This window comes from Phyllobacterium sp. NPDC097923 (assembly GCF_044760925.1).
Taxonomy (GTDB): domain Bacteria; phylum Pseudomonadota; class Alphaproteobacteria; order Rhizobiales; family Rhizobiaceae; genus Phyllobacterium; species Phyllobacterium calauticae.
Genome location: NZ_JBIWBL010000001.1, coordinates 1,453,558 through 1,475,442, shown reverse-complemented (window position 1 = coordinate 1,475,442; position 21,885 = coordinate 1,453,558). Strand labels below are relative to the sequence as shown.

Here is a 21,885-nt window from a genome sequence, read left to right as displayed (position 1 = left end):
TCGAATGGCCATATTAAAAAAACTCTTGGCGGAAGCGAGGCAAAAATCGCAACTTCATTCACAATCACTTGCGATTCCGCATGAGAAGGATGAGAAACCCAATGACCAGCACCATCGACAGCCGTCTAAACGACCTTGGAATTACCCTGCCCGTTGCCGCCGCTCCGGCCGCAAACTATGTGCCCTTCGCACGCAGCGGTTCACTGCTTCTCACGTCGGGGCAATTGCCGCTGGCCGGGGGCAAGCTGGTCCATACCGGTTTGCTCGGTATTGATGTCGATCTGGCGCAGGGCCAGGAAGCGGCAAAGGCCTGCGCCATCAATATCCTTGCCCAGGCAAAGGCCGCGCTCGGCGATCTCGAGAAGATCGAGCGTATCGTGAAAATCACGGTATTTGTCGCCTCCTCCAAGGATTTCACCGAACAGCACCTCGTCGCCAATGGTGCGTCCGACCTGCTCGTGGCCGTGCTCGGCGACAAGGGCCGCCACGCCCGTTCCGCCGTGGGCACAGCGGTGCTGCCGTTGAATGCGCCGGTTGAAATCGAAGCGATCATCGAGGTCCGCTGATCATGGCATCATTGGAATGGCTCACTAAGAGCCCCATTGCCCATCGCGGATTGCATGATCTCAACAAATCCCGCTGGGAGAATACGCTTTCAGCCTTTGATGCGGCGGCAAGTGCCGGCTTTGCCATCGAATGCGATGTACACCTCTCCGCCGATGGCAAAGCCATCGTGTTCCATGACGGCACGTTGGATCGTCTGGTTGCAAAGCCCGGCAACATTCATGATGTCACGGTGGCCGACGCCGCCGCGTTGCGGGTCGGCGGTACAAAGGACCACGTGCCGACACTCGCAGAAGCGCTCACGCTCATTGCCGGCCGCGTGCCGATCGTCATCGAATTGAAGGGTATTCCGGGAAGGGACGATGGTCTCGTCAAGGCAGTCGCGGAGGATCTGGCCGGATATGAGGGCAATGCCGCCATCATGTCATTCGACCATCACCTCATCCGGCTGTTCGGCAGGGACGCTCCGGGGATTCCGGCCGGGCTCACGGCGGAGGGGATCGATGACCGCGATCTGGAGGCGCATTTCTCCATGCTCGCCCATGATATCGATTTCGTCTCCTACAATGTCCATCATCTCGAAAGCCGCTTTGTCGGCTTCGTGAAGGGAAGGCTCGGCCTGCCCGTCATTTCATGGACGGTGCGCAGCCCCGCGGACAAGGCCACGAGCGATGCGCATGTGGATCAGATCACGTTCGAAGGCTTTGATCCCCGCTCCGTTTGAAACACGGCGGTCCTGCCGCGCTGCCTCTTGTATCGCCGGGTGGAATACCTAGTTTAATCAGAGGCAGCGAGGCGACTTTCATCCTGCCGGCAACGTCAGGAAACCAAGTTCAGCAATGTCAAATCTTGATCAGGGCGAGTTTACCTTGCGCGTCGGCGATGGAATCGGCGCGTTTACGCCGGAGGAATGGTCGCAGCTCTCGGGAACGTCGAGCGGCGCGCCTGGCTACAATCCGTTTCTTTCGCACGCCTTTCTTTCCGCGCTTGAGGATTCCGGCTGCGTCGACCGCAAGTCCGGCTGGCTGCCGCAGTTCCTGCGCCTCGAGGATGTCACAGGGACAGTCATCGGCGCGGTGCCGTGCTATCTGAAGGGCCATAGCCAGGGCGAATATGTCTTCGACCATGGCTGGGCCGACGCGTTCGAGCGGGCCGGCGGGCGCTATTATCCCAAATTGCAGGCCAGCATTCCCTTCACGCCGGCGACGGGCCCTCGCCTGCTTGTGCACCGGGACTGGGACGGTCCGGCTGTCCGGGCAGCGCTTGCCAATGGCCTGCGGCAGCTCACGGGACAGCTCGGGGTTTCATCCGCGCATTCGACCTTTGTGAATACAGACGATCTGCCGGCATTCAACGAAGCCGGTTTCCTGCATCGCATCGATCAGCAGTTTCACTTCTTCAACGAAGGCTATGCAACCTATGATGATTTTCTCGACAGTCTTGCCGCGCGCAAACGCAAGGCCCTGAAGCGCGAACGGCGCGAAGCGCTGGCTGATGGCATCTCCATCGACCGCCTCACCGGCAACGCCCTGACCAAACCGGTCTGGGACGACTTCTTCACCTTCTATACGGACACCGGCAACCGCAAATGGGGCCGCCCCTATCTCAATCGGGAATTCTACCGGCTGATCGGCGAGCGCATGCCCGGCGACATCGTCCTGATGATGGCGCGGCGCGGCGGCCGCTACATCGCCGGAGCCATCAATTTCATCGGTTCCGACCGGCTTTTTGGCCGCCATTGGGGCTGCATCGAGGACCACCGGTTCCTGCATTTCGAGGTCTGCTATCATCAGGCCATCGATTTTGCCATTGAACGCAAGCTGCATGTGGTCGAGGCAGGCGCCCAGGGCGAGCACAAGCTGGCACGCGGCTATCTGCCGGTCACCACCCATTCCGCCCACTATATCGCGCATGAGGGTCTGCGCCGCGCCGTCGCCGGTTTTCTTGAGCACGAGCGCAATGACGTTGCGATGATGAGCGACGTGCTGAACGAACACGCCCCCTTCAAGAAATCCGACTGCTGAACACACCATTTGCCCGGGCACGCTTGACCTTGCGCTAGTGGAACGAATTTGACATTCGCATCCCATTTGACATCATCTGCAACATGCGAATGTCAAATTCAAAGTTCCACTAGAATTATATGCTTGCTAGTGGTCCTTTGATTCTGACATTTGCCAGAATGGCTTGTATCAAAGGGGTTGCAAATGTCAGAATCGGACCACTAGCACATGGCAAACATCCGATTCATCATTCAGGAAAGACAGGTGCCCCATGAGCCAGACCTATGACGACAACAATGTGTTCGCAAAAATCCTGCGCGGCGAGATTCCCTCGCACAAGCTCTACGAGGATACCGACACCTATGCCTTCATGGATGTGATGCCGCAGGGCAAGGGCCACTGCCTGGTCATACCCAAGCAGCCCTCGCGCAACATCCTCGATGCCGCGCCGGCCAGCCTCGCGGCCGCCATTGCCACGACGCAGAAGCTTGCGCGCGCCGTCAAGACAGCTTTTGACGCGGATGGGGTGACGGTCAGCCAGTTCAACGAACCGGCCTCGGGCCAGACGGTTTTCCATCTGCATTTCCACATCATTCCGCGCTTTGAAGGTGTTGCACTGAAGCCGCATACGGGTCAGATGGAAGATCAGGGCGTGCTCGCCGCCAACGCTGACAAAATCAGACAGGCGCTCGCACAGGCCGCTTAGGCTGTCGCCATGGCAGGACGCTGGATCGTTCTGATGGCGGCAGCACGGCCCGGTTTGTAAAGCAGTCCGGTACCGTACCAGCATATCAGAGCCACGCCGACGCCTGCGATGACATCGACAAGATGATGTCCTCCCTCGATCGGCGTGCCGATCAGGATAATGGTGTTCAATATCAGGATCGGCAGAAACCAGAACCGGACACCGGAAAAAGCCAGCACCAGCAGGACCGAGAGGGTCCCGTGATAGGACGGAAATGCGATCAGTCCTTTCATGGAGTAGAACGAAATCCACTGATCAACGCCGGAGCGAAGATCAAAGAAGGTCTGCTTGTAGGCCAGATCCACCACCGGCCTGTGTATTTTCCATATGGCATCGGCAGGTTTGATTGTCGCCAATGCTCCTGCTGAAGGCAGAACCGCCGAAATCAGGATGCACGCAAGGGCGCCCGCCATGACAGCTGCAACGAAGTGCTGTGCCCTTTTCGCATCCTCCATTACGCCGAGGATGATGACGGCACAGGCGACTTGAGCCAGCGTCGTCAGATAGGTGATCGAGAACAACAGACCCAGCCAGGGGTGATCGCCAACATATTGCGCATAGGCGAGCCAGTCGAAGCCAAGCAGAGCGTCAAGGCGCATGAGCGGGACGTCTACGGAGGGAAAATCAAGCGATGTCACCAGATAGCTCAATACCGCCGCGGCAGCGCTGAATGCCATGAGAATCGCCGTTTCAACGCACATCACGCTCAGATGACGCACCGGCCGCTTTGCATGATAGATATAGGCCACGATGCTGCAGAGGCTTGTCAGGACGACCGCTTTCAAGGCACTGAAAGTGTCGAACCGGAAGTTAGACACGGCAATCCACACCGCATCGACCAGCAGTATTCCGGCAACAACCAATGCTTTCCAAAGGGTCTGACTCTTCGACCTCATCTGAACTCCCCGCACGAGTACTCCGGCAAACCTAGAGAGCGGGGATGTTTATCCCGTTAAGCGATTGGCTTAATCAAAGCTAAAAATTGAGAAAAAGCCCTATTATCAAGACCATCTCCGCCGCGATGACACTGACGATCACATGGCGGCCAAGGCGCAGATAGGCCAGAAACCCGACAGCGGCGGCACCAAGGCGCAGGAACACCGAGGACGCGGCCAGCGCCCCGCTGGGATAAAGAATGAGCTGGGCGATGACACCCGCGACGAGCGCCGTTGCAACGGCGCGCACCGCGATGAGCGCATCGGAATCCTCGCGCACGCGGCCGCCGATGAGAACCCCCAGATAGCGCCAGATATCCGTGGGCAGCCAGCCCGCCAGCAGGATGAAGAGATAGGGCCACCACCAGTCGGTCAGGCTGTGCCAGGTCATGCCGCGCGCCCCCTCGCCCACCGTACATAGCCCATGGTCACCGCGCCGCCGGCAAAGCCCGTCAGCAGCAGATCATAGGCCGGTGCCAGGTGATGAATGAGCGGGAACAGTGCGAGACCCGATACCATGGCCACGTGGACCGACCGGTCGCGCGCCGATCCCCACAGCGACGTCAGGAAATACATCGGCGTCAGGAAGAACAGCGCGGCGAAAACAACCGGCGGAAAATCCGTCGACAGAAAATAGACCAGTGCCACCACGAGCGAATTGGTCACGGTCAGCGTGATGCCGAGCCCGGCGAAATAGCTGACGCGCATATCGCGCGGAATGTGGCGGAATCGCTCCATGCCCATGACCCAGGCGGTGACGGCAATGAAATGCGACAGCAAAAGCAGCGTGATCCTGCGCGTTTTCGGCCCTCGCATTTCCGGGATGAAGGCGGCAACCATCGGCATGAGACGGATCGACGACAGGGCGACCGCAACCGCCGCCCCTATGAGAGAATAACCGCCGGAAATTGCGCCGATCAGGACGATATTGGCCGGAAGCGCCCAGATCGTCGCGACCATGAAGCTTGCCTGCAGCAGGGATACGCCATTCTCGCTGGCAAAACCGGCAAAGCCCACATGCGCCGTCATCAGAATGAAGGCCGGGATGCTGAAGATCATCGCCATGCCGGACAGAAACCAGGAGAACCGCGTTCTCCCGGTGTCATCCGCCGGCGTCTGTGATGAAGGAAATTCGGAATCGCCCATGATTCAACCGATAGCCCGATCCTGCCATGCCAGCAAGAAAAAGGCCGCCCGGAGGCGGCCTTTTCGTTACTTCTTGCGCGGCACCTTGGGCACCGATGCCTTGCCGCGCGATGGCGGCGTTGGCTCGTCGGCGATGGAAGGACCGGCCGTCACCTTTTCAAGTATCGGCTTCTTCGGCGCAGGCTTCTTCTTCGCCACCGGCTTTTTCTCGACGGCGATTTCCTGCTTCGGCTTCACCGCCACTTCGTCGGCGATATAGTCAAGCACGAGACCCTTGGAACCATCGGCCTTCTCGGCAACCGAGACGACAACGGTACCGCCCTTCTTCAGCCTGCCAAACAGCACTTCGTCAGCCAGCGGCTTCTTGATGTGCTCCTGAATGACGCGGCCGAGCGGACGGGCGCCCATACGGTCGTCGTAACCCTTTTCGGCCAGCCAGGCGATTGCCTCGGGCTTCAGATCAAACGTCACGCCGCGATCGGCAAGCTGTGCCTCAAGCTGGATGACGAATTTCTGGACCACCTGATGGATGACCGGGATCGGCAACGGACCGAACGGAATGATGGCATCGAGACGGTTGCGGAACTCCGGCGTGAACAGCCGGTTGATCGCTTCCATGTCATCGCCTTCACGACGCGAGGAGCCGAAACCGATGGCCGAACGTGCGGCATCCGACGCACCCGCGTTGGTTGTCATGATCAGGATGACATTGCGGAAATCGATCTGCTTGCCGTTGTGATCCGTCAGTTTGCCGTGATCCATGACCTGCAACAGGATGTTGAACAGATCCGGATGGGCCTTTTCGATTTCATCGAGCAGCAGCACGCAATGCGGATGCTGATCGACGCCATCGGTCAGAAGACCACCCTGGTCGAAACCGACATAGCCGGGAGGTGCACCGAGCAGACGCGAAACCGTGTGACGCTCCATATATTCCGACATGTCGAAACGAAGGAGTTCCACGCCGCGCGACAGCGCCAGCTGCTTGGCAACTTCGGTCTTGCCGACGCCGGTCGGACCCGAGAACAGGTAGGAGCCAATCGGCTTCTCCGGTTCGCGCAGGCCGGCACGGGCCAGCTTGATCGAGGAGGACAGAGCTTCGATTGCAAGGTCCTGACCGTAAACGACGCGCTTCAGTTCGGCCTCGAGATTGGACAGAACCGCTTCGTCATCCTTGGACACGGTCTTCGGCGGGATGCGGGCCATCGTGGCAATGGTTGCCTCGATTTCCTTCACGCCGATGGATTTCTTGCGCTTTCCTTCCGGCAGCAGCATCTGGCTGGCACCTGTCTCGTCGATCACATCGATTGCCTTGTCGGGCAATTTGCGGTCGTTGATATAGCGTGCCGACAGTTCCACCGCCGATTTGATCGCTTCCACCGTGTACTTGACCTTGTGGAAGTCCTCGAAATACGGGCGAAGACCCTTCATGATCTCGATGGCATCCGGGATGGACGGCTCATTGACGTCGATCTTCTGGAACCGCCGGACAAGCGCCCTGTCCTTCTCGAAGAACTGGCGGAATTCCTTGTACGTCGTCGAGCCGATGCAGCGGATCGCACCGGAAGACAAGGCCGGCTTCAGAAGGTTCGACGCATCCATTGCGCCGCCCGACGTGGCTCCCGCACCGATGATCGTATGAATCTCGTCGATGAACAGGATCGCACCCGGAAACTCTTCGAGCTCCTTGATGACCTGCTTCAGACGCTCTTCGAAATCACCGCGATAGCGTGTTCCGGCCAGCAACGTGCCCATATCGAGCGAAAACACCGTGGCGTCGGCCAGGACCGACGGCACCTTGCCTTCGACAATCCGCTTGGCAAGACCTTCGGCAATGGCCGTCTTGCCCACGCCGGGATCACCGACATAGAGCGGGTTGTTCTTGGAACGACGGCACAGAATCTGGATCGTCCGGTTGATTTCCTGATCGCGGCCGATCAGCGGATCGATCTTGCCGGCTTTCGCGCGGTCGTTCAGATTGTTGCAGTAGGCCGTCAGAGCGTCCTGCTTCTTCTTCGTTGCACCCTCTTCCGACTCGGAAGCGTGGTTTTCTTCGTTGTTGCTCTCCGTACCCAGCGGGGTGCGCGGCTCGGATGCGCCGGGGCGCTTCGAGATGCCATGGGAGATGTAGTTGACCGCGTCGTAACGGGTCATCTGCTGTTCCTGCAGGAAGAACGCCGCATGGCTTTCCCGCTCGGCGAAAATAGCGACGAGAACGTTGGCGCCGGTTACTTCTTCACGGTTGGAGGATTGAACGTGAATAACGGCGCGCTGGATGACGCGCTGAAACGCGGCAGTTGGTTTTGAATCCTCGTCATACCCGGTGACAAGGTTGTCCAGTTCGTGATCGACATAGTCGGTCACCGTGCGGGTCAGCTGTGCGAGGTCAACATTGCAGGCGCGCATGACACTGCTCGCGTCCTGATCATCGATGAGCGCGAGGAGCAGATGCTCCAGCGTCGCATATTCATGATGATGCTCGTTCGCGATTGTCAGCGCCTGATGGAGGGCCCGCTCCAGACTAGGTGAGAAAGATGGCATGAAACCTCACTTTTTCTCCATCACGCATTGTAGCGGATGTTGGTTTTGCCGCGCATAGTCCATGACTTGGGTCATCTTGGACTCCGCGACCTCATAGGTAAAGACGCCGCACTCTCCGACTCCATGATTATGCACATGAAGCATGATGCGTGTGGCATCTTCTTTGTTTTTCTGGAAAAAGCGTTCCAGAACATGAATGACGAATTCCATGGGGGTGTAATCGTCATTCAGGAGCAACACCCGGTAAAGACTCGGCTTCTTCAGCTTAGGCTTGGTACGTGTGATGACAGCCGTTCCCCGGCCGGGGCCATTGCCGCTGCCTTTGTCTTCATCTTGCATTGTTGGTGCAAACCGCTTCATCTCTTCCAATACCCGCATTTGGTGGTCATGTGTTGCCCTGTGCATTCTATGTAGGTCGCAACGCGCTGATTTTAAGCCCTCTCACAAAGCATGCAATATCACTCGGCCCGTTTTCGGGCGCGCAAATAAAAAAAGTCCGGTTGCACGCGCAACCGGACCTTTCGCAAGCCGCAAATAAGGCTGGATTTATTTGGTAACCTTGGCAACTGCCGCCTCGTAGGGCTTGTAGGCTTCCTTGGCGAGGTCGGCATAGAGTTCGCCGAACTTGGTGGCCTGGGCAACAAATGCTTCATAGGCCTTCTTGGAGAATGCGGTGTGCGCTTCGTAGAGCTGCTCGACCGACTTGGTCGTGCCGAGCTTTTCAACCAGTGCCGTGCCGTCTTCGAAGGATTTCTTCGAATATTCAGCCGCTTCATTGGCGATTGTCTGCAAACCCTGCGACAGGACCGAAACGCTCTTCATCGAGTTGTTGACGAATTCCTTGCTGGATTCACTCAGAGTTTCGAATGGGTTGGCCATGATAAATCCTTCCATGGATTAAATTTCTGCGTAGCCGTATTTAGTGTGCACTGCACAAAAAGTCAAATTTTTTGTGCATCGCAATAATTTCCGACAATTTTAAACAACGCAATGCCGCGGAATTCGTGAACATTCCGGTTACCATAAACAGTTTGGTAACGCTGTTGCGGGTAATGTTCGACGATCCGTACCTGACGCAACATTACGTCAGTCAAATTCCATATACGCTTCAGTATGAGCAGGTGTTGATTGTGCTTTATCCAGCCCGCCAAGGTTCCAGACTTTTTACCAGACTTACCCATACATTCCTGGCTTTGGCGCTCGCTTCCGGAATAGGCCTGACACAGACACCCAGGGCAGAAGCATCCTCGAAGGCATCGGCCATCGTGGTGGATGCCAACACCGGCAAGACGCTCTACTCGTCCAATGCCGATGCCCAGCGCTTTCCGGCGTCGCTGACCAAGATGATGACGCTGTACATGCTGTTTGAAGCGATGGAAGCCGGAAAGGTCTCGAAGTCGACACCCATTCCCGTTTCGGCCTATGCCGCCGGCCAGCCGCCGACAAAGATCGGCTTCAAGCCCGGCCAGACCATCAGCGCGGAAGCGGCCATTCTCTCCGTCATCACCAAATCGGCCAATGACTCGGCAACAGCCATCGGCGAATATCTCGGCGGTTCGGAACAGCGCTTTGCCCAGATGATGACCAACAAGGCGCGCCAGCTTGGCATGCGCAACACCACGTTCCGCAACGCCTCGGGCCTGCCCAATCCGCAGCAGCGCTCGTCGGCGCGCGACCTTGCCCTGCTCGGCATCGCCCTGCGCGAGCATTTCCCGCAATATTATGATTATTTCTCCACCCGCAGCTTCAGCTATCGCGGCCGTCGCATCGCCGGTCACAACCGCCTGCTCGGCAAGGTGCGCGGCGTCGACGGCATCAAGACCGGCTACACCCGCGATTCCGGCTTCAACCTCGTTTCGTCGGTGAATGTCGACGGCAAGAAGATGGTTGCAGTCGTGATGGGCGGCACCAGCGGCGGCGCCCGCGATGCGCAGATGGCCAAGCTGATCGAACAGTACATGCCCAGCGCCTCGCGCCGCGACGGCGGCAATCTGCTGGCCTCGCGCAAGAACAGCAAGGTTCAGGTCGCAGCCGTCGAACTGCCCGAAGACGACGATGCGCCGATGCCGACACAACGTGCCGAAGTTGTTGCGAAAACCAGCAATGTCGTGACGGCCTATGCCTCCGCCCCGGCCCAGTCGCCAGCCGCGCAGATCCTGACCGTTCCGACTCCGACCGCACGCGCTGCGGCAGCCGAATCCGACGATGAGGCAGAGGTCGATCCGGTTACCACCGCTTCGGCTTCGGACAAGGGTACAGCCAGCGGCTGGATGGTGCAGATCGGGTCGATGGGCAGTGCCGACGAAGCCAAGGCGATCCTTGCCCGCGCGGCATCAGAGGTCGGCGGCTCGCTCGCCACCCTGTCGCCCTACACTGAAAAATTCCAGAAGGGTTCGGCAACCTATTACCGCGCCCGCTTTGCCGGCATTGCCTCAGCCAAGGCTGCAAACAATGCCTGCACCGCGCTGAAGCGTCAAAACTACCACTGCTTTGCAATTGCGCCCCAATCCTGAGGCAGTGATCTGAAAGACCCAGTTTGTACAGAGTTGAGGGTTTTGCGAATGTCGAGTGTCAATGATTTCCATGGTTCTGCCGGTGCTGCCGGCAAGGAATCCCGGTCGCTCTTTGGCGGTATGCACGCGTTGCAGCAGGCGGCGCAGCGCCTTGCCGATCTGCGGCGCGGCAACGCAGCGTTCAAGACGATGGACCTTGTGAACGTGCTGCTGTGCCAGGCGGCGAGAACGCGCCGCGCGGCCATGCCTCCCGTGCGCTTGCACATCCGCACCGCCGGTCACAATGGTGTGACCGCAGTCCGCCTCAAGGTTTCCTGATAGTTCGGGGCTAGAGCAGCCCCAGCGACGCCAGTTCGTTGCGCAGTTCCGGTGGCAGTTTGGCCCGGCCCTTGCCCTGCCCCTCATCCGCCGGTGCATCCTCGCTTGTCAGATAGCGCCAGCCCTGGAACGCCCGCCGTGGCTGCCATTCCGTCGCGATGATGCGCGGATCCAGCACCAGATGGCAGCGTGAAATCCCCTCATCATCGGTGAAGGTGCGAATGTCCGTCAATATCTGGCGGCATTGGATGTTGCCCTTGATCACCCAGTAAAGCGATCCACCGGCCAGCAATTCCTCGACGCGCTTGGGAACCATGCGTGTCGTGTGGAACTGTTCGGGCGACAGGCCGGCACGCCTGCGCTCATCCAGGCGAAAATCGATCCACGCCGCGAGATCTTCGATCGCAGTGCAGCCGACACAAAGTTTGACGAGATTGAGAGCCATGCAGGAGATTTGACGCTTTCAGGCGGCTAGGTCAACCGAAACCGGCGGGTTCTCCACAAAGCGCCGGCGGGAAGCATGGTGATGCTGCCCGCCGGTAAAAGTCTCAGTGACCAGTTGCGGGTATGGCCGCCCCGCCCCCCGATTGCCGTTTGACCGCCGGGGCATGAACGTCCGCCGCAACGACCGGCACCTCGACGCCGTTGGCATCATAGAGCTTGCCATTCAGGAAGTAGTCGCCGTCGTGCAACTGCGCGATATCCTGATAGCGCAGCACCCGCTCGGTACCGGCGACGAAGACCGACTGCTGGTCCGAATTGCCCGCGGTCAGATGGTTGAACACGATGTTCAGCGCAATCGCCATGAGCGCGGCCGAACTGATGCCGGAATGGAAGATCGTGGCGAACCATGTGGGGAAATGATCGTAAAAATTCGGCGATGCAATCGGAATCATGCCGAACCCGAGCGACGTCGCGACGATGATGAGGTTCATGTTGTTGGCATAGTCGACCTTGGACAGCGTGCGGATGCCGCTGGCAGCCACGGTTCCGAAGAGCACGAGGCCAGCGCCGCCGAGGACGGCACTCGGCACCGCCGCAACGATGCGTCCCATGACCGGCAGCAGACCCAGAACGACAAGGAACAGACCGCCCGTCGCCACCACATAGCGGCTCTTGATGCCGGTCACCGCAACCAGCCCGACATTCTGGGCAAAGGCGCTCTGCGTGAATGAGCCGAACACCGGCGCGATCAGGCTCGACAGCATGTCGGCGCGCAGACCATCGCCGAGACGGCGCGAGTCCACCTTGGTCTCGATAATCTCGCCCACGGCCAGGATATCCGCCGATGTTTCGACCAGCGTGACCATGATCACGATGAACATGGAAATGATCGCCGCTACCTGGAAGGTCGGATACCCCCATTGAAAGATCGTCGGCAGGGCGATGAACGGCCCTTCGCTCACCTTGGAGAAGTCGGTCATGCCCAGTGCCAGCGCAATCAGAGTGCCGATGACGATGGCCAGCAGGATCGACAGCCGTGAAATCCGGGCACTGCCGACCTTGCTGAGCAGGAGCACGATGACAAGGGTCACTGCCGCCAGCTCGATATTGGCCATGCTGCCGAAATCCGGCGCCTTGCTGTTGCCGCCCATCGCCCAGCGCGCGGCGACCGGCATCAGGGTCAAGCCGATGGTGGTGATGACGATCCCGGTGACCAATGGCGGGAAAAACCGGGTAATCCTGGAAAAGACCGGCGTGATCAGCAGGCCGATGAACGAGGCGACCATGACGGCGCCCAGCACCGCCTCGATGCCGCCATTGCCCGTGATGGCGACCATGGTCGCCACGCCGGAAAACGACACGCCCTGAACGAGCGGCAAGCGGCAGCCGAAAAAGGGCAGGCCCATCGTCTGCAGGATTGTCGCCAGCCCACCGGCAAACAGCGACGCGGTAATCAAAAGGCCGATATCGTTCGACGACAGCCCTGCCGCCTGGCCAAGGATCAGCGGAACGGCAATGATGCCGCCATACATGGTCAGAACATGCTGAAAGCCATAGGCCATATTGGCCGCCAGCCCCAGATTCTCGTCCTCCGGACGGTCCTCTGGCGTATTTTCATTCAATCGTGATGCCAAGGTAGTGTCCTCCCAATACCTTTATGCAGCCCAACCAAACATTGCTGATCGGGCGGGAGGAAAACTATGGCAGCTTTTTGGGATTTGACTGTATCTGATTTATTGAAAGTGTTTTCGGCTGCGTGCGGGTATTGCACGCGCCGATTCAATCAATCTCAGCACTCCACGACATTGACCGCAAGACCGCCAAGGCTGGTTTCCTTGTAGCGTTCGTTCATGTCATTTCCGGTCTGGCGCATGGTTTCGATGCAGGCGTCGAGCGGCACGAAATGCGTGCCGTCCCCCTTGATCGCCAGGGATGCCGCCGTCACCGCCTTGACCGCGCCCAGGGCATTGCGCTCGATGCAGGGGACCTGGACGAGGCCGGCCACGGGGTCGCAGGTCATGCCGAGATGGTGCTCGAGCGCAATTTCCGCCGCATTCTCAATCTGTGCGGCATTACCGCCCATCACAGCAGCGAGCCCGGCAGCTGCCATGGCCGAGGCAGAGCCCACCTCGCCCTGACAGCCGACCTCCGCGCCTGATATCGAGGCATTGTGCTTGATGACGCCGCCAATGGCCGCCGATGTCAGCAGGAAGTCGCGAATGCCTTCGGCATCGGCATCGTCGTGGAAATGCAGGTAATAGCGCAGCACGGCGGGAACCACGCCCGCAGCGCCATTGGTCGGCGCGGTGACGACGCGTCCACCCGCAGCATTCTCCTCGTTCACCGCCATGGCGTAGACGGACAGCCAGTCATTGGCCAGCAGCGGATTCATGCGGTTCTGCCGCCACTCCTCCTGCAGCCGGTCATGCAGATAACGGGCGCGGCGCTTGACCTTGAGGCCGCCCGGCATGATGCCTTCCTGCTCCAACCCGCGATCAATGCAGGAGCGCATGGCCGACCAGATGCGATCAAGACCGGCGTTAAGCTCATCCCGGCTCATGAAGACTTCTTCATTGCGGCGTTTCATTTCCGCGATGGAGAGCCCGCTCTCCGCGCTCATGGCCAGCATCTGGGCCGCGTTCTTGAACGGGAACGGCACGGGATGTTCGGGTTTTGGTGCAGTACGGGTCTTTGCGCTTTCCAGCTCTTCCTCGGTGACGACGAAGCCGCCGCCGATCGAATAGAAGATGCGGCGCAGAAGCAGGCGTTCATCCGCATCATAGGCTTCGAAGGCCATGCCGTTGGCATGCCCCGGCAGCGGTGTCCTGCGGTCCATGATCAGATCGGTTGCCGGATCGAAGCGGTAGGCGGGATGCCCCTCGGGGCGAATACGTTTTTCCTGTTTGACCGTCTCAAGCAGCGCATCCATCTGGTTGGGATCGACCGTCGCGGGCAGAAGGCCGCAGAGGCCAAGGATCACCGCCCGGTCCGTCGCATGACCAATGCCCGTGAACGCCAGCGATCCATGCAGATGCACGCGCAGGCGATCCACCTTCACGCCGGTCGGGCGTGGCCATTGCCCGTTCTTCAACTCTTCGAGGAACAGGCTGCCGGCGGTCATCGGGCCCATCGTATGGGAACTCGAAGGACCAATGCCGATTTTATAAAGATCGAAAACCGACAGGAACATCCGGCTACCTCAAACAGTGAAATTGTATCGCGCTATAATGGCTGCTCCAAGACATAAGCCGAAGCCAGCCACCGACCTAGCGTTGTGTTTCTACGACATGCCGGACCAAAGAAAAAGGGTGCAGACGCACTGCACCCCTCCATCAGAAATTTATTCCGGCTCAACTGGACTGGAGCCTGATTTTTTATCAGTGCACTGCGATGAGATAGGTCACCAGCATGATCACTGCGAAACCGACAACTGCCCAGGCGGTGATGCCCCAGCAGGACTTTTGAACGCTATCGTCCATGAATTTTGTATTTCCCTGTTGCTCTCGGAAGGATACGATTCTGTCGAAACGCTCCCTCCCTGGGAACGCGGGTATATCCGTCCATGCCGTCCTTCGCAACGCCAAAGATGGCAAAATCAGGGCGGCGCGGCGCAAGGCTGCGTTGTTCTGGCCGCATGACTTCAATGATTTCAACATGTTAAAGAAAGCTTCAGCACGCTGCGCCGTTTACGATTGGGGTAAATTCGTGTTGAGTGAATCTGCAAACTGAGTCATGTGTTTGTGCACGTCTTTGTCTCACACCGAGAGAGCCCGCATGGAACCCGCACGCTTTATGTCCTACTGGCTCGATGCGCTGGCCCTCGTCTATTTCTTTGGCGTGTGGGTGCTCTATTCGCGCACCACGGACAAGGGATTTCTCAACCGGCGCTCGCTGACATCGGAAATGAATTTTGCCCGGCGGCAGTGGATGACCACCATGTCGAGCCGCGAACTGCGCATGATCGACACCAGCATCATGATCGGCCTGCAGCAGGGCACCGGCTTTTTTGCGTCAACGTCGATTCTGGCCATCGGCGGCTGTTTCGGCCTGCTGAATTCATCCGGCCGGGTGGTCACGCTGTTCCACGATATCCCGTTCCTCGGCGAGACGACCGAGCGCTTGTTTGAAACCAAGGTTCTCGGCCTGCTGGTGCTCTTCGCCTATGCCTTTTTCAAATTCGCCTGGGCTTACCGGCTGTTCAACTACTGCTCGATCCTGATCGGCGGCGTGCCTATGGCCCGCGACAAGGCGCCGGACGATCCGCAGGTCATTTTCAGCGTCAACCGGGCGGCGGAAATCAACATCCTGGCCGGCCAGCACTTCAACAGCGGACTGCGCGGCATCTTCTTTTCCATCGGCTATCTCGGATGGTTTCTCGACCCGCTGCTGTTCATGATCACGACGAGCCTTGTGGCGGTTGTGCTGTTGCGCCGTCAGTTCTTCTCCAATGCCCGCGACGCGCTGATGCGCAACAACGCCAATGCAGATTCATAAGCTACGCGGCAGATAGCGCCAGACGACGACGGCGGTGAAGACCATCAGCGTGCCCAGGGCGATGAAGATCGCGCCAAGACTGAAGAATGTCAGGATGATCGAATAGAAGAATGCCGGCAGAAGCTCGGAAAAATCGAGATAGGTCCGGTAGACCGAGGTCATCTGCGCGCGCTCGTGCGGGTGAACCGCGCGAATGAAGGTGGTCGAAGCCAGCGTATCCAGCGCAACGCAGAAAAACGCTCCGGCGAGCAGCATGAGCGCCGCGATCATCGGAAATTTCTCACCCGCCAACCCGGCGCCGGCCAGCGCAATGGCCAGAAGGATGAAAACGCCTGATATCGTCCGCATCAGCCCCTTGGCCATGCCGACCTTGCCCCACAGGATCGATCCCAGCAGGAAAAGGTTGCCGAGGGAGACGAGCAGGCCGCCCGCCAGCTTGCCTTGGCCCGTCGCCACCATCAGGATCGGCCCGTAGACGAAGAACGTGCTCCAGTAGCACGACCGCGAAAAAGCGATGAGCCAGGCGAGCCGCAGCCGTGGCTGCGCGACAAACCGCCGGACGTTGGCAATCGGATTGGCCGCCCGGCTCGGCCCCTTCTGCAGGGCGGGATTGTCGCTGAGGCGAAAGTACCAGAACAGCGTGAGAAGCAGCAGGGAAAAGCCGATCGACAACAGGAACGGCGCGATCATGCCGATGGTGCTGTAGAGAAACACGCCGAGGAACGGCCCGGCCGTCCAGGCAAAGGTCGCCGTCGCCATGCGCACGGACTCGGCGCGGACGAGTTCGCCCTTCTTGATATGGTCCATGATGTAGAGGCTGAGCGTGATGGACAGCGCGCCTGCCCCGAACGTGCGCAGGAACAGCCCCGCCGCCTGCCCCGGCACCGTATCCAGCGCAAAGGCGCAGCATCCCAGGATCAGCGAGGTGGCGCCGGCCGTATAGACCCAGCGGCGCGGGATGCGGACGATCAGCAGGGGAATCGACAGGGTGACCATCAGCCCCAGCATCGACATGCAGGTGTAGAGGATGCTGACGCTGCGCTCGCTCTGCAGCAAGTCGTAGGTCTGGATCGGCACCACGCTGGTGATGATCGCCCGGGCCATCGACTCGATGCCAAACAGGATCGCAAACACCCGGGCTGTCGGACGTTTGGCCGTGCTGATCCAGATGGGATGGCGAACTTGATTGATCACTGGCTTGGCTATCGGGGAAATGCTGATTCGAGCGCCCCCTGACATTGGAGCGCGAAACCATGGATAGCAGTCAATCAAGCGACATTATATGTCTGTTTCGCAGAAACCTTTGAAACAAGTGCGAAATATCTGCCGTGATGCGTGCCGGAAACACATGGATTTTGTGTTGCAACTCCCCTAGCCTGTCAGGAGTTGCAATCATCGAGATTCCCGCATGAGCCAGACCGAGACGCTTGCCCCGCCCGCCAAATCCCGTCTCGGCAGGCTTGATGTGCTGCGTGGGATCGCGCTCATTGCCATGGCGACCTATCACACGGGCTGGGATTTCGAGTTTTTCGGCTACATGGAGCCTGGCACCACGGGCCATGGGGCCTGGAAGCTTTATGCCCGCATCATTGCCTCGACCTTTCTGGTGCTTGTCGGTTTCAGCCTCGTGCTGGCCCATCGCAACGGTATCCGCTTGCGCTCTTTCGGCATCCGCCTGGCGCAGATCGTCGCGGCCTCCCTCGCCATCACGCTCGTCACCCGGTACATCACACCGGACAGTTTTGTGTTCTTCGGCATCCTGCATGAGATTGCCGCCGCCAGCGTGCTCGGCCTGTTGTTTCTGCGCCTTCCCGCCATTGTCATCGCCGTCGCCGCCGCGGCCGTTATCGCCGCGCCGCATTACCTGGCCTCCGCTGCATTCGACGCCCCGGCGCTCTGGCCGCTCGGCCTGTCGGAAATGCCCATCCGTTCCAATGATTACGTGCCGATTTTCCCGTGGTTCGGCCCGGTCCTGGCGGGCATGGCCCTCGCCAAGACAATGCTGCACCTCGACCGGATGCGCATTTTCGCCGGAACCATCCGTCCGGCCTGGCTCGACCGGGGATTGCGATTCATCGGCCAGCACAGCCTGGCGTTCTATCTGATCCATCAGCCGGTGCTGATCAGCTGCGTTTTCCTGATCGCGCAGGTGTTTCCACCAGCCACGCTTACACCGCACGAGGTTTTCGACCGGGAATGCACCCGTAGCTGCTCGGTGGACAATGACAGGGCGTTCTGCGAACGTTTTTGCACCTGCACGGTGGGTCAGCTGGAGACGCAGAAGATTTTCGACGATGTCTATACGGGCAAGCGCAACCAGGACAATGACCCGCAGATACAGGACATCACCGGCATGTGCACGCAGGAAGCGATGCAGCCCTGATTGAAATGTTCATCGGCAGTTGCAGTGTGCGTGGTTCGATAAGCTCACCATGAGGAAGGTTGAGAGTTGCGGGGAGCCCTATTCCGCGACGTTCGCGATTGGCATGCAGCCAACCCACCACCCTCATGGTGAGCTTGTCGAACCACGCACCACACAGCACGAACCATGCAGAAGGGCAGTACCAGCTCTCAGGTATTGACGCCCAGTTCCGCCAGCCGTTCGATGCAGGCTTCTTCAACCTGATCGAGTTCGGCCAGGGTTTCCTCGATGTCACGGCGCTTCTGGCGCAGGTCGCCGCGCTTTTCCTCGACGCGCTTCATCAACAGGTGCAGTTGACCCATTTCCCCCGGCGGCTCGCGGTACATCTGCACGATCTCGTGGATTTCCGCGATGGAAAAACCGAGCCGCTTGCCGCGCAGGATCTGCTTGAGCAGATGCCGGTCCGATGGCCGGAACAGGCGTGTGCGCCCGCGGCGGACGGGGTGGATCAGCCCCTCATCCTCATAGAAGCGCAATGTCCGGGTGGAAACGCCGAACTCCCGCGTCAGCTCAGTAATGGAATAATATTCGCGCATGACAGACATTGCTCTGATTTTTCTTACTATTTCACATGGATGTTTGGCCACGCAATTACGTAAAAGTCAATTGTACCTTTGTTAGCATAAATGAACGTTAGTCTCAAATGCTGGAAAATCAGCTGTCAGGCCAGTCCGAACCACCAGGTCGCCAGTCCCAGGAACGAGAAAAACCCGACAACATCGGTCACGGTGGTGACAAAGACAGCCGACGAAATGGCGGGATCGGCCCCGAACTTGTCGAGCAGCAGGGGAATCAGAATACCGCCGAGCGCAGCGGCCATCATGTTGATGATCATGGCCGAGGCGATGATCCCGCCCAGTTCGGCATTGTGGAACCAGAAGCCGGCGACCATGCCGATCAGCACGGCGAACACCATGCCGTTGATCAAACCGACCGAGGCCTCGCGCCGGATGATGCGGCCCGCATTGTAGATATCCATGTCGCGTGTCGCCAGCGCACGCACGGTCACGGTCATGGTCTGGGTCGCCGCATTGCCGCCCATGGAGGCAACAATGGGCATCAGCACCGCCAGCGCCACCATCTGCTGGATGGTGCCGTCAAACAGCCCGATGATGGAGGCGGAGAGAAACGCCGTGAACAGGTTGACGACCAGCCAGGGCGTGCGCGAGCGCGAGGTGGACAGGACGGAGTCGGACAGTTCTTCGTCGCCGACGCCGCCGAGGCGCATGATGTCCTCCTCGGCCTCTTCCTGGATGACGTCAACGATGTTCTCGATGGTCAGCACGCCGACGAGCCGTTCATTCTCGTCGACAACGGCAGCCGACAGAAGGTCATACTGCTCGAAGATCTGTGCCGCCTCTTCCTGGTCCATTGTCGCGGGAATGGCATGGCGCGTCTCATGCATGATCTCGTCGATCTTGCTGTCGCGGCCGGCACGCAGGATGCGGTCGAGATCGATGGCACCGAGCAGCCGGAACATCGGATCGATGACGAAAATCTGCGAGAAGGATTCCGGCAGGTCGGCATTGTTGCGCATGTAGTCGATGGTCTGGCCGACGGTCCAGAACGGCGGCACGGCGACGAACTCTGTCTGCATGCGGCGTCCGGCGGTTTCTTCCGGGTAGCCGAGCGACCGGCGCAGGCGCACGCGCTCGGTGAATGGCAGCTGCGCCAGAATCTCGTCGCGGTCTTCCTGGTCGAGATCTTCCAGGATGTAGACGGCATCGTCGGAATCCAGGTCCTGAACCGCTTCAGCGATCTGCTGATTCGGCATGGCATCGACGATTTCGAGGCGCACGGCCTCGTCGACTTCGGTCAGCGCGGCAAAATCGAATTCATCGCCCAGCAGTTCGACGAGCGCCGCGCGCTGCTCCGATTGCAGCGCTTCAAGAACGTGGCCTAGTTCGGACTGGTGCAGTTTACCGACATGGGAACGCAGGAACAGAACATCACGATCCGCAATGGCGGCGCCGACACGGGCGAGATAGGACGAGCGGACGGCACCGTCTTCGCCGTAAATGTCGACGTCCCGCTCGTCATCGGCGGGCGGAGGCAATGTTTCCGTTTCGTCCATCGATCCGCACCTGCCTTCCCGACACGACTTGCACCATACAGTGTCAGTTAACGCATAACCCCCGAAATCCAAATCGATTTCTCCGGGGATTACGCGTCAATTCAGAAGGTTATTCCCCCGGCGGGACCGGGTGCGCGGCGCTGCCGGTCAGGCGGCGCTGTCTTCCCAGCCGCTGATGGCCTTGACCTCAAGGAAGTCTTCCAGCCCCCAGTGACCGCCTTCGCGGCCGATGCCGGACTGCTTGTAGCCGCCGAACGGCGCATCCGCCTTGTGCGACGCGCCGTTGATGCGCACCATGCCCGCACGCAGCTGCTTCGACACACGCTTGATCCGCTCGCGATCGCCCGACTGGATATAGGCGGCAAGACCGTATGGCGTATCGTTGGCGATTTCGACGGCTTCTTCTTCCGTATCGAACGGGATCATCGCCAGTACCGGCCCAAAGATTTCCTCACGGGCAATCGTCATCTCGTTGTTCACATCGGCAAACACCGTCGGACGGACGAAATAGCCGCGATTGAAGCCCTCCGGACGGCCGGTGCCACCGGCGATCAGGCGTGCGCCTTCCTTGATGCCCTGTTCGATCAGCCCCTGCACCTTGTTGAACTGCGCCTCGGAGACGAGCGGGCCCATATGATCGCCGTCCTGCGCGGGATCACCGACAACGGTCGCCTTCGCCGTGGCAGCGGCCACCTCAGTCGCCTTGTCGTAGACCGAGCGTTCCACCAGCATGCGCGTCGGCGCATTGCAGGACTGTCCGGTATTGTTGAACACGTGCAGGACACCGCGCGTGACCGCCGCTTCGACATCGCTGTCGGCGAAAACGATGTTGGGCGACTTGCCGCCGAGTTCCAGCGACACGCGCTTGACCGTATCGGCGGCAGCCTTGGTCACGGCAATGCCGGCACGGGTCGAGCCGGTGAAGGACATCATGTCGATGCCCGGATGCGCCGACATGACAGCGCCCACGGACGGACCATCGCCATTGACCATGTTGAACACACCGGCGGGAAGGCCCGATGCATCGATAATTTCAGCAAAAACCACCGACGAAATCGGCGCGATTTCCGAGGGCTTCAGCACCACGGTGCAACCGGCGGCGATGGCAGGCACGACTTTCAGCACAACCTGGTTCATCGGCCAGTTCCACGGCGTGATCAGGCCGCAGACGCCGATGGGCTCATAGGCGATCCGGACGTTGGGGTTGTGCTCGTCGAGCGGGCGCTCGAATTCGAAACTCTTCAGCGCCCGCATGAACGCCTTGAGGTGGCCGGTGCCCGAGGCTGCCTGCTCTTCCAGCGCCATCTTGATCGGTGCGCCCATTTCGGAGGAGATGGCCTGCGCCATGTCATTGATGCGCGTCTCGTAGGCGGCGGTCAGGCGCTCGAGCCAGGCGATGCGCTCCTCGCGACTTGTCAGGCTCCAGGTGGCGAATGCCTTGCGCGCGGCGGCAACGGCGGCATCGACATCGGCGGCCGAGCCCATTGAAATGACGGCGAAAGGCTGCTCATCGGCAGGATTGATGACATCAAGATCCTTTGCCACGGCCGGAGCGGTCCATTTTCCATTGATATAGAAATCGGTCTTGCGAAGCATGGTTGGTCTCCTGCCTGGTGCTGTCGGATTGGGTTGGTTCAGGGCGGATGTGCATCCGTTGGACTGCTGGTGTAGCGGATGAATGGACCG

At 59.5% G+C, this 21,885-nt stretch carries 21 protein-coding genes; 8 read left to right on the top strand and 13 right to left on the bottom strand.

Annotation, left to right across the window (positions count from 1 at the left end; all coding sequences use genetic code 11):
* Positions 1-101 precede the first annotated feature (101 nt).
* The 4 genes from ACIQWS_RS07435 (at position 102) to ACIQWS_RS07420 (ending at position 3,273) form a co-directional block, all read left to right on the top strand.
* The gene (locus ACIQWS_RS07435) at positions 102-566 is read left to right on the top strand and encodes a RidA family protein (protein ID WP_403173757.1); all 465 of its coding nucleotides are present in this window, start codon (positions 102-104) and stop codon (positions 564-566) included.
* Between the two features lie 2 nt (positions 567-568).
* Positions 569-1,288, top strand: a complete 720-nt coding sequence (locus tag ACIQWS_RS07430; protein WP_403173754.1) for a glycerophosphodiester phosphodiesterase — start codon at positions 569-571, stop codon at positions 1,286-1,288.
* 115 nt (positions 1,289-1,403) lie between these two features.
* A complete protein-coding gene (locus ACIQWS_RS07425) occupies positions 1,404-2,588 on the top strand; it encodes a GNAT family N-acetyltransferase (protein ID WP_403173750.1) in 1,185 nt (394 codons plus the stop codon).
* A gap of 250 nt (positions 2,589-2,838) precedes the next feature.
* Positions 2,839-3,273 (top strand): HIT family protein, encoded by a 435-nt coding sequence (locus ACIQWS_RS07420; protein WP_346308444.1) that lies wholly within the window; start codon positions 2,839-2,841, stop codon positions 3,271-3,273.
* Here the strand turns inward: ACIQWS_RS07420 and ACIQWS_RS07415 are convergent.
* From ACIQWS_RS07415 to ACIQWS_RS07390, 6 genes are all read right to left on the bottom strand, one after another.
* Positions 3,270-4,208, bottom strand: coding sequence for a phosphatase PAP2 family protein (locus ACIQWS_RS07415; RefSeq protein WP_403173748.1), 939 nt, complete (start codon positions 4,206-4,208; stop codon positions 3,270-3,272). The genes ACIQWS_RS07420 and ACIQWS_RS07415 overlap by 4 nt on opposite strands.
* Positions 4,209-4,287: 79 nt before the next feature.
* A complete protein-coding gene (locus ACIQWS_RS07410) occupies positions 4,288-4,638 on the bottom strand; it encodes an AzlD domain-containing protein (protein WP_403173745.1) in 351 nt (116 codons plus the stop codon).
* Positions 4,635-5,393 (bottom strand): AzlC family ABC transporter permease, encoded by a 759-nt coding sequence (locus ACIQWS_RS07405; RefSeq protein WP_403173741.1) that lies wholly within the window; start codon positions 5,391-5,393, stop codon positions 4,635-4,637. The genes ACIQWS_RS07410 and ACIQWS_RS07405 overlap by 4 nt, the downstream gene beginning before the upstream one ends.
* Before the next feature lie 66 nt (positions 5,394-5,459).
* Positions 5,460-7,934 carry an ATP-dependent Clp protease ATP-binding subunit ClpA gene (gene clpA / locus ACIQWS_RS07400; RefSeq protein ID WP_403173736.1) on the bottom strand — a complete coding sequence of 825 codons (2,475 nt, stop codon included), beginning with the start codon at positions 7,932-7,934 and terminating at the stop codon, positions 5,460-5,462.
* A gap of 6 nt (positions 7,935-7,940) precedes the next feature.
* Positions 7,941-8,294 carry an ATP-dependent Clp protease adapter ClpS gene (gene clpS, locus ACIQWS_RS07395; protein ID WP_105733146.1) on the bottom strand — a complete coding sequence of 118 codons (354 nt, stop codon included), beginning with the start codon at positions 8,292-8,294 and terminating at the stop codon, positions 7,941-7,943.
* 186 nt (positions 8,295-8,480) lie between these two features.
* Positions 8,481-8,813, bottom strand: coding sequence for a phasin family protein (locus ACIQWS_RS07390; RefSeq protein ID WP_288193659.1), 333 nt, complete (start codon positions 8,811-8,813; stop codon positions 8,481-8,483).
* 173 nt (positions 8,814-8,986) lie between these two features.
* Between ACIQWS_RS07390 and ACIQWS_RS07385 the strand changes: the two genes are divergently transcribed.
* Complete coding sequence (locus tag ACIQWS_RS07385; RefSeq protein WP_403177573.1) at positions 8,987-10,447, top strand: SPOR domain-containing protein; 1,461 nt, start codon at positions 8,987-8,989, stop codon at positions 10,445-10,447.
* 48 nt (positions 10,448-10,495) lie between these two features.
* On the top strand, positions 10,496-10,765 hold the full coding sequence (locus ACIQWS_RS07380; RefSeq protein ID WP_288193660.1) for a hypothetical protein: 270 nt from the start codon (positions 10,496-10,498) through the stop codon (positions 10,763-10,765).
* Between the two features lie 10 nt (positions 10,766-10,775).
* Here ACIQWS_RS07380 and ACIQWS_RS07375 read toward each other — a convergent pair whose 3' ends face one another.
* The 3 genes from ACIQWS_RS07375 to ACIQWS_RS07365 all read right to left on the bottom strand — a co-directional run bounded on the left by ACIQWS_RS07375 (position 10,776) and on the right by ACIQWS_RS07365 (position 14,399).
* Positions 10,776-11,210 carry a DUF1489 family protein gene (locus ACIQWS_RS07375; protein WP_105732907.1) on the bottom strand — a complete coding sequence of 145 codons (435 nt, stop codon included), beginning with the start codon at positions 11,208-11,210 and terminating at the stop codon, positions 10,776-10,778.
* Positions 11,211-11,313: 103 nt separating this feature from the next.
* Positions 11,314-12,843 (bottom strand): nucleobase:cation symporter-2 family protein, encoded by a 1,530-nt coding sequence (locus ACIQWS_RS07370; RefSeq protein WP_403173731.1) that lies wholly within the window; start codon positions 12,841-12,843, stop codon positions 11,314-11,316.
* Positions 12,844-12,998: 155 nt separating this feature from the next.
* The gene (locus ACIQWS_RS07365) at positions 12,999-14,399 is read right to left on the bottom strand and encodes an L-serine ammonia-lyase (protein ID WP_403173730.1); all 1,401 of its coding nucleotides are present in this window, start codon (positions 14,397-14,399) and stop codon (positions 12,999-13,001) included.
* A 584-nt stretch (positions 14,400-14,983) separates the two neighbouring features.
* Here ACIQWS_RS07365 and ACIQWS_RS07360 point away from each other — a divergent pair.
* On the top strand, positions 14,984-15,703 hold the full coding sequence (locus ACIQWS_RS07360; RefSeq protein ID WP_346308331.1) for a DUF599 family protein: 720 nt from the start codon (positions 14,984-14,986) through the stop codon (positions 15,701-15,703).
* Here the strand turns inward: ACIQWS_RS07360 and ACIQWS_RS07355 are convergent.
* Positions 15,698-16,897, bottom strand: coding sequence for an MFS transporter (locus ACIQWS_RS07355; RefSeq protein WP_403173723.1), 1,200 nt, complete (start codon positions 16,895-16,897; stop codon positions 15,698-15,700). The genes ACIQWS_RS07360 and ACIQWS_RS07355 overlap by 6 nt on opposite strands.
* A 214-nt stretch (positions 16,898-17,111) precedes the next feature.
* On the opposite strand from ACIQWS_RS07355, the gene ACIQWS_RS07350 reads away from it, so the two are divergent.
* Complete coding sequence (locus ACIQWS_RS07350) at positions 17,112-18,086, top strand: heparan-alpha-glucosaminide N-acetyltransferase (protein WP_403173720.1); 975 nt, start codon at positions 17,112-17,114, stop codon at positions 18,084-18,086.
* Between the two features lie 188 nt (positions 18,087-18,274).
* On the opposite strand, the gene ACIQWS_RS07345 is transcribed toward ACIQWS_RS07350, so the two are convergent.
* The 3 genes from ACIQWS_RS07345 to ACIQWS_RS07335 all read right to left on the bottom strand — a co-directional run bounded on the left by ACIQWS_RS07345 (position 18,275) and on the right by ACIQWS_RS07335 (position 21,795).
* Entirely contained in the window at positions 18,275-18,661 is a 387-nt protein-coding gene (locus tag ACIQWS_RS07345) for a MerR family DNA-binding transcriptional regulator (RefSeq protein ID WP_105733149.1), read from the bottom strand.
* Positions 18,662-18,786: 125 nt separating this feature from the next.
* Entirely contained in the window at positions 18,787-20,199 is a 1,413-nt protein-coding gene (mgtE, locus tag ACIQWS_RS07340; RefSeq protein WP_223615051.1) for a magnesium transporter, read from the bottom strand.
* Between the two features lie 147 nt (positions 20,200-20,346).
* Positions 20,347-21,795 (bottom strand): aldehyde dehydrogenase family protein, encoded by a 1,449-nt coding sequence (locus ACIQWS_RS07335; RefSeq protein WP_346305835.1) that lies wholly within the window; start codon positions 21,793-21,795, stop codon positions 20,347-20,349.
* Positions 21,796-21,885: the final 90 nt, after the last annotated feature.

Excerpts from the sequence above, each read along its gene's own strand:
- ACIQWS_RS07415 (WP_403173748.1), bottom strand. The coding sequence starts at position 4,208 with ATGAGGTCGAAGAGTCAGACCCTTTGGAAAGCATTGGTTGTTGCCGGA.
- ACIQWS_RS07365 (WP_403173730.1), bottom strand. The coding sequence starts at position 14,399 with ATGTTCCTGTCGGTTTTCGATCTTTATAAAATCGGCATTGGTCCTTCG.
- ACIQWS_RS07390 (WP_288193659.1), bottom strand. The coding sequence starts at position 8,813 with ATGGCCAACCCATTCGAAACTCTGAGTGAATCCAGCAAGGAATTCGTC.
- ACIQWS_RS07375 (WP_105732907.1), bottom strand. The coding sequence starts at position 11,210 with ATGGCTCTCAATCTCGTCAAACTTTGTGTCGGCTGCACTGCGATCGAA.
- ACIQWS_RS07405 (WP_403173741.1), bottom strand. The coding sequence starts at position 5,393 with ATGGGCGATTCCGAATTTCCTTCATCACAGACGCCGGCGGATGACACC.
- ACIQWS_RS07435 (WP_403173757.1), top strand. The coding sequence starts at position 102 with ATGACCAGCACCATCGACAGCCGTCTAAACGACCTTGGAATTACCCTG.
- ACIQWS_RS07360 (WP_346308331.1), top strand. The coding sequence starts at position 14,984 with ATGGAACCCGCACGCTTTATGTCCTACTGGCTCGATGCGCTGGCCCTC.
- ACIQWS_RS07350 (WP_403173720.1), top strand. The coding sequence starts at position 17,112 with ATGAGCCAGACCGAGACGCTTGCCCCGCCCGCCAAATCCCGTCTCGGC.
- ACIQWS_RS07345 (WP_105733149.1), bottom strand. The coding sequence starts at position 18,661 with ATGCGCGAATATTATTCCATTACTGAGCTGACGCGGGAGTTCGGCGTT.
- ACIQWS_RS07410 (WP_403173745.1), bottom strand. The coding sequence starts at position 4,638 with ATGACCTGGCACAGCCTGACCGACTGGTGGTGGCCCTATCTCTTCATC.
- ACIQWS_RS07385 (WP_403177573.1), top strand. The coding sequence starts at position 8,987 with ATGTTCGACGATCCGTACCTGACGCAACATTACGTCAGTCAAATTCCA.
- ACIQWS_RS07425 (WP_403173750.1), top strand. The coding sequence starts at position 1,404 with ATGTCAAATCTTGATCAGGGCGAGTTTACCTTGCGCGTCGGCGATGGA.
- ACIQWS_RS07380 (WP_288193660.1), top strand. The coding sequence starts at position 10,496 with ATGTCGAGTGTCAATGATTTCCATGGTTCTGCCGGTGCTGCCGGCAAG.
- ACIQWS_RS07430 (WP_403173754.1), top strand. The coding sequence starts at position 569 with ATGGCATCATTGGAATGGCTCACTAAGAGCCCCATTGCCCATCGCGGA.
- clpA (WP_403173736.1), bottom strand. The coding sequence starts at position 7,934 with ATGCCATCTTTCTCACCTAGTCTGGAGCGGGCCCTCCATCAGGCGCTG.
- ACIQWS_RS07420 (WP_346308444.1), top strand. The coding sequence starts at position 2,839 with ATGAGCCAGACCTATGACGACAACAATGTGTTCGCAAAAATCCTGCGC.
- ACIQWS_RS07335 (WP_346305835.1), bottom strand. The coding sequence starts at position 21,795 with ATGCTTCGCAAGACCGATTTCTATATCAATGGAAAATGGACCGCTCCG.
- mgtE (WP_223615051.1), bottom strand. The coding sequence starts at position 20,199 with ATGGACGAAACGGAAACATTGCCTCCGCCCGCCGATGACGAGCGGGAC.
- clpS (WP_105733146.1), bottom strand. The coding sequence starts at position 8,294 with ATGAAGCGGTTTGCACCAACAATGCAAGATGAAGACAAAGGCAGCGGC.